General features: G+C 72.3%; 15 protein-coding genes. 5 read left to right on the top strand and 10 right to left on the bottom strand.

What is annotated here, in order from left to right; all coding sequences use genetic code 11:
* Window positions 1–43 precede the first annotated feature (43 nt).
* From EKO23_RS12185 to EKO23_RS12175, 3 genes are all read right to left on the bottom strand, one after another.
* Window positions 44–727 (bottom strand): NUDIX hydrolase, encoded by a 684-nt coding sequence (locus tag EKO23_RS12185; protein ID WP_134717626.1) that lies wholly within the window; start codon window positions 725–727, stop codon window positions 44–46.
* A 30-nt stretch (window positions 728–757) separates the two neighbouring features.
* Window positions 758–1,030 carry a hypothetical protein gene (locus tag EKO23_RS12180; protein ID WP_246051054.1) on the bottom strand — a complete coding sequence of 91 codons (273 nt, stop codon included), beginning with the start codon at window positions 1,028–1,030 and terminating at the stop codon, window positions 758–760.
* 154 nt (window positions 1,031–1,184) lie between these two features.
* Complete coding sequence (locus EKO23_RS12175) at window positions 1,185–1,793, bottom strand: TetR/AcrR family transcriptional regulator (RefSeq protein WP_134717624.1); 609 nt, start codon at window positions 1,791–1,793, stop codon at window positions 1,185–1,187.
* 83 nt (window positions 1,794–1,876) lie between these two features.
* Between EKO23_RS12175 and EKO23_RS12170 the strand changes: the two genes are divergently transcribed.
* From EKO23_RS12170 to EKO23_RS12160, 3 genes are read left to right on the top strand one after another with little or no spacing between them, the layout of a single operon-like run.
* On the top strand, window positions 1,877–3,415 hold the full coding sequence (locus EKO23_RS12170) for a flavin-containing monooxygenase (RefSeq protein ID WP_217702596.1): 1,539 nt from the start codon (window positions 1,877–1,879) through the stop codon (window positions 3,413–3,415).
* A complete protein-coding gene (locus EKO23_RS12165; protein WP_134717620.1) occupies window positions 3,412–4,236 on the top strand; it encodes an SDR family NAD(P)-dependent oxidoreductase in 825 nt (274 codons plus the stop codon). The genes EKO23_RS12170 and EKO23_RS12165 overlap by 4 nt, the downstream gene beginning before the upstream one ends.
* 29 nt (window positions 4,237–4,265) lie before the next feature.
* A complete protein-coding gene (locus tag EKO23_RS12160) occupies window positions 4,266–4,808 on the top strand; it encodes a ribonuclease FAU-1 family protein (RefSeq protein ID WP_134717618.1) in 543 nt (180 codons plus the stop codon).
* Window positions 4,809–4,900: 92 nt separating this feature from the next.
* Here the strand turns inward: EKO23_RS12160 and EKO23_RS12155 are convergent, their stop codons facing one another.
* Window positions 4,901–6,211 carry a threonine/serine exporter family protein gene (locus EKO23_RS12155; RefSeq protein ID WP_167880440.1) on the bottom strand — a complete coding sequence of 437 codons (1,311 nt, stop codon included), beginning with the start codon at window positions 6,209–6,211 and terminating at the stop codon, window positions 4,901–4,903.
* A 59-nt stretch (window positions 6,212–6,270) separates the two neighbouring features.
* On the opposite strand from EKO23_RS12155, the gene EKO23_RS12150 reads away from it, so the two are divergent.
* Complete coding sequence (locus EKO23_RS12150) at window positions 6,271–7,404, top strand: glutamate--cysteine ligase (protein ID WP_134717614.1); 1,134 nt, start codon at window positions 6,271–6,273, stop codon at window positions 7,402–7,404.
* Window positions 7,405–7,432: 28 nt separating this feature from the next.
* Here the strand turns inward: EKO23_RS12150 and EKO23_RS12145 are convergent, their stop codons facing one another.
* From EKO23_RS12145 to aqpZ, 5 genes are all read right to left on the bottom strand, one after another.
* Window positions 7,433–8,536 (bottom strand): DNA polymerase IV, encoded by a 1,104-nt coding sequence (locus tag EKO23_RS12145; RefSeq protein WP_134717612.1) that lies wholly within the window; start codon window positions 8,534–8,536, stop codon window positions 7,433–7,435.
* Window positions 8,537–8,539: 3 nt separating this feature from the next.
* Entirely contained in the window at window positions 8,540–9,640 is a 1,101-nt protein-coding gene (locus EKO23_RS12140; protein WP_134717610.1) for an FUSC family protein, read from the bottom strand.
* 64 nt (window positions 9,641–9,704) lie between these two features.
* Window positions 9,705–10,016 (bottom strand): hypothetical protein, encoded by a 312-nt coding sequence (locus EKO23_RS12135; protein ID WP_175582690.1) that lies wholly within the window; start codon window positions 10,014–10,016, stop codon window positions 9,705–9,707.
* A gap of 210 nt (window positions 10,017–10,226) precedes the next feature.
* On the bottom strand, window positions 10,227–10,646 hold the full coding sequence (locus tag EKO23_RS12130) for a GmrSD restriction endonuclease domain-containing protein (RefSeq protein WP_134717608.1): 420 nt from the start codon (window positions 10,644–10,646) through the stop codon (window positions 10,227–10,229).
* Window positions 10,647–10,745: 99 nt separating this feature from the next.
* Window positions 10,746–11,492, bottom strand: coding sequence for an aquaporin Z (gene aqpZ / locus EKO23_RS12125; protein ID WP_134717606.1), 747 nt, complete (start codon window positions 11,490–11,492; stop codon window positions 10,746–10,748).
* 219 nt (window positions 11,493–11,711) lie between these two features.
* Here aqpZ and EKO23_RS12120 point away from each other — a divergent pair, with 219 nt between their 5' ends.
* A complete protein-coding gene (locus EKO23_RS12120; protein WP_134717604.1) occupies window positions 11,712–13,100 on the top strand; it encodes a WS/DGAT/MGAT family O-acyltransferase in 1,389 nt (462 codons plus the stop codon).
* A gap of 4 nt (window positions 13,101–13,104) precedes the next feature.
* Here EKO23_RS12120 and EKO23_RS12115 read toward each other — a convergent pair whose 3' ends face one another.
* Window positions 13,105–13,929 (bottom strand): oxidoreductase, encoded by an 825-nt coding sequence (locus tag EKO23_RS12115; RefSeq protein WP_134717602.1) that lies wholly within the window; start codon window positions 13,927–13,929, stop codon window positions 13,105–13,107.
* Window positions 13,930–13,932: the final 3 nt, after the last annotated feature.

Raw genomic sequence — 13,932 nt, 5'->3', positions numbered from 1 at the left:
CTGCCCCCGAACCTACTCTCGGCGCCCTGACTCGGGGCACCGGTCAGCCCCGGATCCGGAACAGCTCGGCAGGGCGGCCTCGGCCTCCGGCGGCGGGCTCGCGGCGGCCGGTCGGCGTCACCAGCCCCTGGGTGGTCTTCACCCGGCGCTGGAAGTTGCCCGGGTCCAGCTCGCGCCCGAGGACGGCCTCGTAGACCGAGCGCAGCCTGGACAGGCTGAACTCGTCGGACGGCAGGAACGCCGCGGCCAGGGGGCGGGTGCCGGGCGGTGGGCTGTCGACCAGCACGCGGGCACGGTCGCGGGCGTCGGCGAGGATCCGGTGGTGGTCGAAGGCGAGGTCCTCGGCGAGCAGGTCGTCGACCGGCCGCCACTCGGCGTGCGCGGCGTCGGTGCCGGCGACCACCGCCGAGGCGTCGGGTACGGCGGCCAGCCAGGCCACGCTGACCACCCGCAGGTAGCGCGGGTCGCGGTCGGGGGCGCCGTACGTGCCGACCTGCTGGAGGGCGTCCCGGTGCACGCTGAAGCCGGTCTCCTCCTCGAGCTCGCGGCGCGCGGCCGGCTCGAGGTCCTCGTCGATCCCGACGAAACCACCGGGCAGCGCCCACTTGCCCTCGTCGTGGCCCGGACCGCGGCGGATCGCCAGCGCGTTCAGCCGGCCGTCACGGATCGCCAGGACGACGATGTCGACGGTGACGTAGAACGGTGGGTACTCGCTCTCGTAGGCCACGCCCCGACCGTAACTTGTCTGCTCGACAAGTCAACGAGGGACGAAGAGCCGGTGCCACACCAGCATCAGCAGCGTCCCGAGCACGTAGAACCCGTGCAGGAACCAGATCGGCCCCACCGGCAGGCTGAAGACGTAGACCGAGTGCACGGCGTTGCCGACGTTGGCGAGCACCAGGTTGCCGAGGCTGTACGACGTGAGGTCGCGGGTGCGGAACGCCTTGACCAGCATCGGGAGGTAGCTGCCGACGAACAGGACGGTCGAGACCATGCCCGCGAGCACCGGTGCAGCAGCCAGCGAGTCCACGGTCCACCTCCTCGGCTCGTCGACGGGGACGTCCTGCAGGGCGCCGACCACCGGCGCCGGTCGAGAACCTACGCAGCGGAGGACGTGAGGACACCGGGACAAGACCCGGGATACCCACCTACGTTGCGCGCGGTCCGCGGGCCTGACCGGGAAGTCAGGAAGGCGCGACGCCCAGCAGCGCGGCCAGGCTGGCGGTCAGCGACCCGACCAGGGCCTCGCGGGAGACCCCGCGATCGTCCTCGACCCACGACAGCACGACCTCCTCGACCAGCGCGGCCCAACCCCGCACCACGAGCCGCACGCCGGGTGAGTCGGTGATGCCGAGCGACGCGAGGCCCTCGGCGCCGGCGGCGTCGAAGATGCGGTCGGTGAGCGCCGACCGGGTCGACTCGTAGATCTCGCGCAGCCGCTCGTTGCCGCCGGAGGCGGCGCGGACCAGTGAGACGTAGCCCTCGTGGTTGGCCTCGACCCAGCCGAGGTAGCGGTCGATCGAGGAGGTCAGGCGGGCGGCCAGGTCCCCCTCGCCGCCGGGGGCGGTGATCGCGACCAGGTCCTCCGCGGCCCGGCGGACGACGGCCTCGTGGAAGTCGTGCTTGTTGCCGAAGTAGTGGTAGAGCAGCCCGCGCGAGATCCCGGCCTCCTCGGCGAGGATCTCGATCGACAGCTCATCCAGCGACCGGGTCGCGAGCAGGGTGACCCCGAGGTCGAGCAGTTGCTCGCGCCGGCTCTCCGGCGTCATCCGGACGCGAGGGCTGGACGTCATGGGCCGGATCCTACTGAACGTCGTTCAACAAATGCGGCCGATTCTGTTGACGGACGTTCAATAGCATGCCTACCGTGACCGGCATGACCCCTCCCCAGCCGCGGCGCGCGCCCGGTTCGCAGCACGTGCAGCACCTCGTGGTCGGCGCCGGCTTCGGCGGCCTCGGTACCGCGATCACCCTTGCCGAGGACGGCGAGGACGACTTCCTCGTGATCGAGAAGGGCACCGAGGTAGGCGGCACCTGGCGCGACAACACCTACCCCGGCGCGGCCTGCGACGTCCCGAGCCCCCTCTACTCGTTCTCGTTCGCGCCCAACCCCGACTGGTCGATGTCGTTCTCACCGCAGCCGGAGATCCAGGCCTACCTCCGGCGGGTCGCGGCCGAGTCCGGCGTGCTCGACCGGTTCCGGTTCGGCACCGCCGTCGAGCACGCGGCCTGGGACGACGCCGCGCAGTGCTGGCGGGTGCGGCTCTCCGACGGTCGCGAGGTCACCTCGACCACACTGATCACCGCGTCCGGCGGGCTGTCCGAGCCGAGGCTGCCCGACATCGACGGCATCGACTCCTTCCAGGGCGAGATCTTCCACTCCGCCCGCTGGGACCACGACGTCGACCTGGCCGGGAAGCGGGTCGCGGTGATCGGCACCGGCGCCTCGGCGATCCAGATCGTGCCCGAGGTGCGGAAGGTCGCCGGCCACCTCGACGTGTACCAGCGCACCGCGCCGTACGTCATCCCGCGCAACGACCGCGCCTACACCCGCCTCGAGCGGCTCGCGTTCCGGCACCTGCCGGTGGTGCAGCGTGCCTACCGGACCGCGATCTACTGGGGCCGCGAGACCTACGTGCCCGGCTTCACGCGGCAGCCGAGGCTGGCCTGGCCGGCGAAGCAGCTGGCGCTGGCCAACATCCGCAAGGGCATCGCGGATCCGGAGCTGCGGGAGCGGGTCACCCCGGACTTCGAGATCGGCTGCAAGCGGATCCTGATCTCGAACACCTGGTACCCCGCGCTGGCCAGCGACGACGTCGACCTGGTCACCGACCGGATCGTGAAGGTCACCGGCGACGCGATCGTCACCGCCGACGGCGTCGAGCGGCCGGTGGACGTGATCGTGGTGGCCACCGGGTTCCACACCACCGACCAGCCGATCGCGCAGCACGTGGTCGGGCGCGAGGGGCGCAGCCTGGCCGAGGTGTGGAGCGAGGGCGGGATGGCGGCGTACAAGGGGACCACCGTGCACGGCTTCCCCAACCTGTTCCAGGTCGTCGGCCCCAACACCGGCCTCGGGCACTCGAGCATGGTGTTCGTGATCGAGTCCCAGCTCGCCTACGTCCGGGACGCGATCCGGACCATGCGGGCCCACGACTACGCGGCGGTCGAGCCGCGTCGCGACGCCCAGGACACGTGGAACGCCGACCTGCAGCAGCGCATGGGGCGCACGGTGTGGAACCGTGGGGGCTGTGCGAGCTGGTACCTCGACGAGCACGGTCGCAACACGGTCCTCTGGCCGCGGGCCACGTTCACCATGCGCCGGCTGCTCTCCCGCTTCGACTCCGCGGCGTACGACGTGACCGCGCCGCACCCGACCACCCCGGCCCACGCACGAGAGGACGTCCTCGCATGAAGACCCTGAACGACAAGGTCGTGGTCATCACCGGCGCCGGCTCCGGCATCGGACGGGCGCTCGCCGTCGAGGTCGCGCGCCGCGGCGCGCTGGTCGCGATCTCCGACATCGACGAGGCCGGCCTCGCCGAGACCGTGGAGCTGGTCAAGGAGGCCGGGGCCTCCGAGGTGCGGGCCGACCGGCTCGACGTGTCCGACCGCGCCGCGTTCGCGACCTACGCCGCGGCCGTGGCCGAGCAGTTCGGTCGGGTCAACGTGGTGGTCAACAATGCCGGCGTGACCATGACCGGCCACTTCGAGGAGATCTCCTACGACGACTTCGAGTGGATCATGGGGATCAACTTCTGGGGCGTCGTCACCGGCACCAAGGAGTTCCTGCCCCACCTGATCGCGAGCGGGGACGGGCACGTGGTCAACATCTCCTCGCTGTTCGGGCTGGTCAGCATGCCCGGCCAGTCGACGTACAACGCGTCGAAGTACGCCGTCCGCGGCTTCACCGAGGCGCTCCGCGAGGAGATGCTCGTCGACGGCCACCCGGTCGGCGTGACCTGCGTGCACCCCGGCGGCATCCGGACCGGGATCTCCCGCAACGGGCGCAAGACCGAGGGCGTGGACGGGCCGGCCGTGGACGAGCTGTTCGAGAAGAAGCTGGCCAGGATGTCGCCGGAGAAGGCTGCCTCGGTCATCGTCGACGGGATCCTCAAGAATCGCGCCCGGGTGCTGGTCGGGCTCGACGCGCACCTGATCCACCACGCCGCCAAGCTGCTGGGCAGCCGCTACCAGGACGTCGTCGCGCGGGGCAGCAGGCGCGTCCTCCCCTGAGTTCAGGCCCGGGGCGTCAGGATGGCCCCATGCAGGAGGTCCCCCCGCCCCCGGGCACCCGCGTCGACGTCGTGATGACGAAGTGGCGCGAGCGCCCGCACTGGGAGTTCGCGGCGGTCCTGCTCGGCACCGACGAGCACGGCGACTGGCTCGGCATCCCCGGCGGCACGCACATGTCGCGGCCCGGCGCGGAGTACGTCGCGCCGGTCGACCAGGTCGGCCTGGTCCCGGCCGCCGCCGCCGCCGAGCGCGGCTGGCTCGCGACGTTCCACGCCCGCGGCGGCCAGGTCGAGGTGTACGTCGACATCACCACGCCCCCGCACTGGGACGGCACCGTCCTCCGCGCCGTCGACCTCGACCTCGACGTGGTCCGCGGCACCACCGGCCGGGTCTGGGTGGACGACGAGGACGAGTTCGCCGAGCACCGGATCGCCTACGACTACCCGACCCCGCTGGTCGTGCACGCCACGCACTCGTGCGACCACGTTCTCGGGGCCGTGCAGCGCCGGGTGCCGCCGTACGACGGGTCCCCCGCCGCCTGGCTGGAGCAGGTCGCGACCCTGCGCACCTGACCCGGGCCGGGTCGGGGAAATTGCTGCCCTGGCGGGGAAAGCATTCCGTGCCCGGGCAGGGATTCCCCGGGCGCCCGGGGAATCCCTGGGGCCTACCGGTTCGTGCGCGCGCGGAACGGGCCGACCAGGCGGGGGCCGGAGAGCCGGCGCTCGAGCCGCCGGGCCTCGCGGCGCAGCGGCTGGGCGACGTACTCACCGAGGATCACGCCGGCGGCCAGCGCGATCGCGACCGACGCCGCGGTGACCAGGGCCAGGATCCCGCCGGCGGAGTCGCCGTCGTCGCCGAGCAGGGAGAGGCCGCGGTAGATCGAGAGGCCCGGGAGCATCGGGACGATCGCGGACACCACGATGACCAGTGGCGGCACCCGCACCATGGTGGAGACCGAGAAGCTGACGAGGCCGATGAAGAACGCGGCCAGGCCGACCGACCAGGTCCGGCCGAAGCCGCTGGTCTCGACGACCTGGGAGATCACCATCGCGGCGCCGGCGATGAGCGCGATCGGCAGCATCACCCGCTTCGGGGAGTACGCCGAGAATGCGAACGCTGCGGCCGAGACCGCCGCACCCAGCGCCATCAGGGACAGGCCGATCAGCGAGGTGCTGCCCGGCTCCAGCCGCCCGATCGAGACCCCGGCGATGTCGGCGACCGCGAGGCCTCCGCTGACCCCGGCGATGATGCCGGAGGTCGCCAGCAGCGCCTCGATCATCCGGGCGCCGCCGGTGACGTAGTAGCCGGTCAGGCAATCTTGGAGAGCGCCCATGAAGCCGATGCCCGAGAGCAGCATGATGATGTTCGCGGTGATCGCCTGCGACGGGTCGACGCTGCCCTCCAGCGCGGCGGCACCGACGGCCAGCAGCGTGGCCACCGCCGCCCCGGCGATCTGCTGGTAGAAGAACGGCAGCCGGCGACGCGACATCACCAGCTGCAGCCGGTCGATCAGCACCGCGGCCGTGGTGGCGACCGCCATCACGGCCGCATTTCCGCCGAGCATCAGCGCCACGCCGGCGCACATCACGCCGTACCCGGCCGTCACCAGCCAGCGCCTCCGGTGGTGGCCGGACGACGCGATCCTCGCGATCACGGCGCGCGCCTCCATCAGGTCGACCTCGTCGTCGAGGACGTCGCGCACGAGGCCGTCGACGCTGGTCAGGTCCTCGTAGTCGATGTCGCGCTGGACCACCTGCCGGAACAGCGCGAGCGGCGCCTCCTCGGAGGAGATCGAGTAGCCCATCGACAGGCTGGTGAAGGTCACGTCGATGACCGGGTTGCGGAGCCCCAGGTGGCGGGCGACCGACTGCATGGTGGCGGTGACGTCGGCCGCGCCGGCCCCGGACGACAGCAGCATCTCGCCGATCCGCAGGCACAAGTCCATGGTCAGGTTGATCGTCCGCGCCTCCTGCATGGACCCCATGCTGACATCGACCGTTCCGGCGCCCGCTCCGGGTGTGGTTCGCTTTTCGTGTGCAGCTCGACTTCCGCTCCTCGCCGCGGCCGACCGTCGGCGTGGAGTGGGAGTTCGCGCTCGTCGACAAGGAGACCCGGGACCTCTCGAACTCCGCCGCGGACCTGTTCGCCGCCGCCCACGACCGGCTCGCCAACGAGGGCAAGCTGCACAAGGAGCTGCTGCGCAACACCGTCGAGATCGTCACCGGCGTCTGTGAGAACGCCGCCGAGGCGGTCGCCGACCTCTCCGACTCGCTGGCGGTGGTGCTGCCGGCCGCGGACCAGGTCGGGGTCGACCTCTTCGGCGGCGGCGCCCACCCGTTCGCGGCCTGGTCGGCGCAGCAGCTGACCGCCGGGCACCGCTACGAGGAGCTGATCAACCGGACCCAGTGGTGGGGCCGGCAGATGCTGATCTGGGGCGTGCACGTGCACGTCGGGATGCCCGAGAAGAAGCGGGTGATGGCGGTGCTGTCCTCGCTGCTCAACTACTACCCGCACCTGCAGGCGCTCTCCGCGTCGTCCCCGATCTGGGCCGGCGTCGACACCGGCTACGCCTCCAACCGGGCACTCATGTTCCAGCAGCTGCCGACCGCCGGTCTGCCGTTCCAGTTCCAGACCTGGAACGAGTTCGAGGCGTTCGCGCACGACCAGCTGACCACCGGGGTGATCGACGAGCTCTCGGAGATCCGCTGGGACCTGCGTCCCTCGACGAAGCTGGGCACCCTGGAGAACCGGATCTGCGACGGCATCTCGACGATGCACGAGATGGGGGCGCTGACCGCGCTCATGCACTGCCTGGTCGTCGACCTCGACACCCGGCTCGCGTCCGGCGAGGAGCTGCCGACGATGCCGCCGTGGCACGTGCAGGAGAACAAGTGGCGCGCCGCCCGCTACGGGCTCGACGCGATCATCATCCTCGACGCCCGCTCCCACGAGCGGCTGATCACCGACGACCTCGACGACCTCCTCGAGCGGCTCTCCCCGGTGGCCCGGCGGCTCGGCTGCGAGGACGAGCTGCGGGCGGTCGCCGACATCCCGCGCCGGGGCGCGTCGTACCAGCGGCAGCGGGCGGTCGCCGAGCGGACCTCCTTCGACCTGGTCGCGGTCGTCGACTCGGTGGTCACCGAGCTCCGGGACAGCCTGGCCGGCTGACCGCACGAAGCTGGTCGACCAGCAGCGACTACTTCGGGTAGCCACCCTCCGGGGTCACCATCTCCAGGCGGACGCCGAGCAGCCGGACCGGACGATCGCGGTCCCGCTCGTCGAGCCGGTCCAGCAGGGAGACGGCCGCGTCCGCCAGCACCGCCGGGTCGTTCGTCGGGCCGGGCAGGGTGAGGCTCCGCGAGACCGTGAAGAAGGGCCGGAACCGCACCTTGATGCCGACCCGCTCGGCCGGCCGGCCCTCGGCGTCGATGTCGGCGACCACCCGGGCGGTCAGCGCCCGCACCTCCGCCGCCACCCGGTCCCAGTCGTCGAGGTCGGTCTGGAAGGTGGTCTCGCGGCCGTGCGCGCGCGGCACGTACGGCGTCGGGTCGACCGGGCTGCTGTCGACACCGCGGCCGAGCCGCCGGAACCACGGGCCCATCGTCGGCCCGAGCTCCGCGGCGAGCACCGCCGCGTCCGTGGTCGCGAGCTGCGAGACGGTCTCGATGCCCAGCGCGGCCAGCTTCTTGCGGGTCTTGCCCCCGATCCCCCACAGCGCGTCGGTCGGCCGGTCGCCCATCTCGGCGAACCAGGTCTCGTCGCTGATCCGATAGACCCCGCGTGGCTTGCCGAAGTCGGTCGCGATCTTGGCCTGGAGCTTGTTGTCGCCGATGCCCACCGAGCAGTGCAGGCCGGTCGCCTCCAGCACCGCCTCGCGGATCGTGCCGGCGAACGCCACCGGGTCACCGAGGTCGCCGTGACCCGGACCGGCGCCGAGGAACGCCTCGTCCCAGCCGAGCACCTCCAGCAGCACCGGCACCCCGCCCCACTCCAGCGACCGCAGGGCGGCCATCACCTCCGCCGAGGCGGCGTCGTACGCCGGCCCGTCGACCGGCAGGAACACCGCGTCCGGGCACTTGCGCCGGGCCAGCCGCAACGGCATCCCCGAGCCGACGCCGAACTCCCGGGCGGCGTACGACGCGGTGGACACCACGCCGCGCTCGGTCGGGTCGCCCCGCCCACCGACCACCACCGGCAGCCCCTCGAGGTCGGGGCGGCGCAGGATCTCCACGGCCGCGATGAATTGGTCGAGGTCGACGTGCAGGACCCAGTCACGCTGCGACGTCCCGGGTTCGGCCACGGCTCAGCTCCGGGGCCGCGGCAACGAGTCGGTCGCCTCCAGCGAGTCCATGCCGGTGAGCAGCAGCAGGTCGGTGACCACCGAGCGGAGCTGGGCCAGGATCGCGTCGGCCGAGAGCTCCTCGGCCCGGTCCACCTCGCCGGTCGCCTCGCCCACGGCGAGCACCGCGGAGCGAGCCTCGACCGCCATCCGGTTGTTCTCGAGCTCGACGGCGACCTGGTCGCAGGCGGTGGCGAGGTCCGCGGCGAGCAGCGCGTAGGACCGGGGCACCGGCCGGCGGTGGTAGGCGCAGACCGCGGTGTGCCGGACCAGCACGCGGGTGCTGCGCAGCGCCCGGTCGAGCGGGTCGACCAGCTCCGACATCTGCCGCATGCCGCCACGATGTCGCACCCGGAACGGCGACGACGCGACCACGGACAGGCCCTCGTCCGCCGCCGACTGCAGCTCGCGGATGAGGTAGTCGGTGGACCGGGCGTCGGCGAGCAGCGCCATCGCCGGCTCCACCTCCCCGTCGACCATGACGCCGCTGGCGGCCCGTAGCAGGTCGGCGACCTTGCGGACCACCAGGGCGGCCTGCTCCCGCGGCCGGCGCAGCGGCGCGGCCGGCACCACGGTCGCCGCGACCAGGGCCACCGCGCCACCGATCAGCGCGTCGGTCCACCGGGTGAGCCCGGCGTCGGGGTCGGGCAGCAGCGTGCTGACCACGATCGACTGCACCGCCGCCTGGGTGACGAAGAGCTGCCCGCCGTCGAGCAGGAACGCGACCGCCATCGCGGTGCCCACGATCAGCGTGAGCTGCCAGGCGCCCACCCCGATCGCCTGCACCACCAGGTCGCCCACGAGCACGCCGAGCGCGACCCCGATCGCGACCTCGACCACGCGGCGCAGCCGCTGGCCGTAGGACGTGCCGAGGCTGAGCACGGCCGCGATCGGCGCGAAGAACGGGGTGTCGTGGCCGAGCAGGTCGGCGGCGATCAGCCAGGCGACCCCGGCGGCGACCGCGCACTGGGCCACTTGCCAGGACTTGTCGTGCAGCCGGTGCACCCGTGCGGCGAGGGAGGTGCGGCCTCGGGTCCACGCCCGGTCGAGCGGCTGCGCCTCCATGCCCCCGATCGTGCCAGACGCCGGCGGCGGCGCTCGACCGGGCGGTGGAGGACGGGCACCGTGCCTACGACCGGTGTGCCAGGCGCAGCGCCTGCTTGAGGTCGGCGAGGTCGCGGTACCACACACGGACGCCGACCCGGCACCGCACCCGGGCGACGCGGGTGTCGTACTCGTTGCACTCCGCGATCGCCTCGGAGTCGGTGGGCGGGAACAGCGCGCTGCCGTCGTAGTGGTGAATGCCGAAGCCGTCCTGTGCGTTGCCGGTGACGCGGACGATGGTGTCCGGCGGCGGTGTCCAGCCGCGCCCGGCGGCGGAGCCGGGCTGGGCGGCCAGGGTGACCGCCACGGCGGCGGCGAGGCACGCCAGCACCACCACGAGGCGGACCGGACGGAAGGCCGCGGAGACAGGCGGTGCGGGAACAGACGGGCCGGAAACAGACACAGGGAACCCCCGATCGACGAGGTGGCCGGCGGGTCCGGCCACGACGAGGACGCTAGGGACGGCCGCCCGCCAGCGGCGCACCCCCGCGGTGCCGCTGTGGACGACCGTCCCGGACGTCGTGCCTGTGTGCGGAAACCGGGTCGGTCAGCTCGCCAGGGTGACGCTGATCGTGGAGCTCGTGCAGGTCGCTGCGAGCGACTGCACGGCCGACTTCTCGGCACTGTCGGCCTGGTTGACGTTGTCGGTGACGCTGACCAGCGTGCGGTAGTCGCCGAGGTCGTTGGCGTAGGCCCGCCGGGTCGCGGTGGTCCACGAGCGAGCACCCGAGTCCCACGCCTCGGCCAGCGGCACCATGTGGTCGATGTCGACGTCGGCGTCCACCCAGTGCGGCAAGAGGTCGCGGCTGTAGCCGGTGCGCACCTCTGCCGCCACGGTCAGGTCGGCGATCGCAGTGGTCAGCGGCGCGGAGCACGGCGCCGCGGCGGCCGGCGCCGACGTGCCCGCGACCAGTGCGAGCGGGGCGGCCACGGCGAGGGACAGCGCGGAGAGGGTACGGCGCAGCACGGCGGCTCCCGAGGGTCGGCGACGGTCTCGGGACCAGCCAACCCCCGGGCGGCGTGGCGGCGGTACCGGGGTAACCCTCGTCTTCCGCGGGTGGCCGGGTCAGCCCTCGACCGACTCCTCCAGCGGCACCTCGCCGCCCGACGCGAACACCGCGGCGTACGCGTAGCCGGCCAGCAACCCACCGGCGATCGGCGCCAGGATGAACAACCACAGCTGGGAGATCGCGTCGCTCCCGGCGAAGAGCGCCGGGCCGATCGAGCGGGCCGGGTTCACCGAGGTGTTGGTCACCGGGATGCTCACGAGGTGGATCAGCGTGAGCGCCAGGCCGATCGCGATCGGGGCGAAGCCCTTGGGGGCGCGGGTGTCGGTCACGCCGAGGATCACGAACAGGAAGACCGCGGTCAGCACCACCTCGATGACCAGGCATGCGAGCAGGTTGTAGCCGCCGGGTGACCGGTCGCCGTAGCCGTTGGTGGCGAAGCCCGAGTCCTTGGCCGAGAACCCGTCGACGCCGTTGGCGACCACCCACAGGACGGCGGCGGCGACGATCGCGGCGACCACCTGGGTGGCGATGTAGGCGCCGGTGTCGCGCCACGCGAAGCGCCGGCCGGCGGCCAGGCCGAGGGTCACGGCGGGGTTGAAGTGACCACCGGAGAGGTGACCGACCGCGTAGGCCATCGTCAGCACCGTCAGGCCGAAGGCCATCGCGACGCCGAAGAACCCGATGCCGAGCTGGACGTCGCCGGAGAGGAAGGTCGCGGCCAGCACGGCCGAGCCACACCCCCCGAAGACGAGCACGAAGGTGCCGAGGAACTCCGCTGAGAGCCGTTGCACGGTGGTGGGCATGGGACGGTCTCCTCCCGTTGAGTGTGACGATCGTGGCCCGTGTGACGAACGGCGAGCCTCCCCCGAATCGGGCGACCCCGGCATGTGGGCGACACCACCACGCTCGGTGGTGACCCGCGGCGCCCGGATCCGTTGTGCTTGTCCGGAGCCGTCCGGTGCGGGAGGCTCGGGACCTGGAGGCGGTACGGCGTGCGGTGGGCGCCGACGAGGAGGTACGGCGTGGTCAACCCGATCGACCCGACGGCGGTGGCGTTCCTGATGGCGGAGAACCGCCGGATGCCCATGCACGTCGGGGGGCTGCAGCTCTTCCGCAAGCCGGAGGGGGCGGGTCGCAGCTACGCGACCGAGCTCTACCACCAGATGCGGGACGTCGAGACGATCGCGCCGCTGTTCCTCAAGCACCCGAAGCGCTCGATCCGCACCGGCGGCCAGCTGGTGTGGGTGGAGGACGAGCAGTTCGACATCGAGCACCACGTCCGGCACAGCGCCCTGCCCAAGCCCGGTCGGGTCCGTGAGCTGCTCGACCTGTGCTCACGGCTGCACGGCACCCGGCTGGCGCCGGAGCGCCCGCTGTGGGAGGCGCACGTCATCGAGGGCCTGCGCGACGGCCGGATCGCGATGTACACCAAGATCCACCACGCGCTGGTCGACGGGGTCTCGGCGATGCGGCTGCTGCAGAGCGTGCTGTCCACCGACCCCGACAGGCGCGACATGCCGGCGCCGTGGGCGCTGCGGCCGCGAGCCGTGCAGGACCCGCCCGCGAACGCCGACGAGGTCACGACGAGCGCGCTCCGCACGGCCTTGGGCATCAGCGCCGAGGCGGTGGGGCTGCCCGGCGCGATGGTGCGGACGCTGCGCAAGAGCGTCCGCAACGAGACCTCGGCGCTGTCCCTCTACGCGCCGCGGACGATCCTCAACCAGACCATCACCGGGTCCCGCCGGTTCGCCGCCCAGGACTGGCCGATCGAGCGGATGCGGGCGATCGGCAAGGCCACCGGCACCACCATCAACGACGTGGTGCTCGCGATGTGCAGCGGCGCGATGCGCACCTACCTCTCGGAGCTCGACGCGCTCCCGGACTCCACGCTGGTGTCGATGGTCCCGGTCGGCCTCAACGCCAAGCAGTCGCAGCTCGCGTCCGCCGACGGGGGCAACGCGGTCGGCTCGATCATGGTCAAGCTCGGCACCGACCTCGACGACCCGGCCGACCGGCTCTCGGCGGTGCACACCTCCATGCGCGACGGCAAGGAGGCGCTGTCGAGCATGACGCCGGTGCAGATCCTGGCGATGAGCGCGCTCGGGCAGGCTCCGGCCATCCTCACGCCGCTGCTGAGGATGCAGGGCCTGGTGCGGCCGCCCTACAACCTGATCATCAGCAACGTGCCCGGCCCGCGCACCACCCACTACCTCAACGGGGCGCAGCTGCTCGGCACCTACCCGCTGTCGATCCCGATCGACGGCATGGCGCTCAACATCACCTGCACGTCGTACGACGGCCACATGTGCTTCGGCCTGACCGGCTGCCGGCGCACGCTCCCGCACCTGCAGCGGCTGTTGAGCCACCTCGACGACGAGCTGACCGCGCTGGAGAAGGCGGCCGGCGTCTGAGCCGCTACCTCAGGTAGACCCGGGTGACGATGCCGTCGAAGAGGTAGTCCGGGAGGAACCGACGCGCCCGCAGGATGGTGCCGGCACCCTTGCCGACCGGGTAGCGGGCCCGCGGAGTGGTGGCGAGCGCCGCCTTCACGATCTTGCGGGCGACCGTCCTCGGAGGGCTGCCGAGCATCCGCGAGTCGCCGCGCTCCATCGCGGCCGCGACCTTGGTGGACATCTCCTCGTAGGCGCCGCCGGCGGCGGTGGCGACCAGGCTCTCGCGCGAGATGCGGTTCCACTCGGTGATGACCGGCCCGGGCTCGATCAGCACCACGTCGATCCCGAACGGCTTGAGCTCGACCCGCAGGCTGTCGCTGAAGCCCTCGACCGCGAACTTGGTGGCGTGGTACCACGCGCCCATCGGCTCGTAGAACTTGCCGCCGATCGAGGAGATGTTGACGATCCGGCCCTCGCCGGCCGCGCGCATGTGCGGGGTGACCAGCTGGCAGAGCCGGGCCAGCCCGAACACGTTGACCTCGAACTGCCGACGCGCCTCGTCGATCGGGACGTCCTCGACCGCGCCGTAGGACCCGTAGCCGGCGTTGTTGACCAGCACGTCGACCCGGCCCTGCTCTGCGACGATGCGCTCGACCCCGGCCACCATCGAGGGGTCGTCGGTGACGTCCATCGCGAACGTCGTGACGCCGTGCTCGGCGAGGCGAGCCATGCGGTCGACGCGGCGGGCGACGGCGTACGTCGTGAAGCCCGCCTGCTGGAGGGCGATCGCCGCCTGCTCCCCGATGCCGCTGGACCCACCCGTGACGAGGGCGACGCGTGTGCTCATGCG

The organism is Nocardioides guangzhouensis (assembly GCF_004519545.1).
Classification (GTDB): domain Bacteria; phylum Actinomycetota; class Actinomycetes; order Propionibacteriales; family Nocardioidaceae; genus Nocardioides; species Nocardioides guangzhouensis.
Note: the sequence above shows the minus strand (reverse complement) of the source record. Positions and strands in the feature narration are given on the sequence as shown.

Coding starts and splice junctions, on each gene's coding strand:
- EKO23_RS12175 (WP_134717624.1), bottom strand. CDS start 1,793: ATGACGTCCAGCCCTCGCGTCCGGATGACGCCGGAGAGCCGGCGCGAG.
- EKO23_RS12170 (WP_217702596.1), top strand. CDS start 1,877: ATGACCCCTCCCCAGCCGCGGCGCGCGCCCGGTTCGCAGCACGTGCAG.
- EKO23_RS12165 (WP_134717620.1), top strand. CDS start 3,412: ATGAAGACCCTGAACGACAAGGTCGTGGTCATCACCGGCGCCGGCTCC.
- EKO23_RS12160 (WP_134717618.1), top strand. CDS start 4,266: ATGCAGGAGGTCCCCCCGCCCCCGGGCACCCGCGTCGACGTCGTGATG.
- EKO23_RS12155 (WP_167880440.1), bottom strand. CDS start 6,211: ATGCAGGAGGCGCGGACGATCAACCTGACCATGGACTTGTGCCTGCGG.
- EKO23_RS12140 (WP_134717610.1), bottom strand. CDS start 9,640: ATGGAGGCGCAGCCGCTCGACCGGGCGTGGACCCGAGGCCGCACCTCC.
- aqpZ (WP_134717606.1), bottom strand. CDS start 11,492: ATGCCCACCACCGTGCAACGGCTCTCAGCGGAGTTCCTCGGCACCTTC.
- EKO23_RS12115 (WP_134717602.1), bottom strand. CDS start 13,929: ATGAGCACACGCGTCGCCCTCGTCACGGGTGGGTCCAGCGGCATCGGG.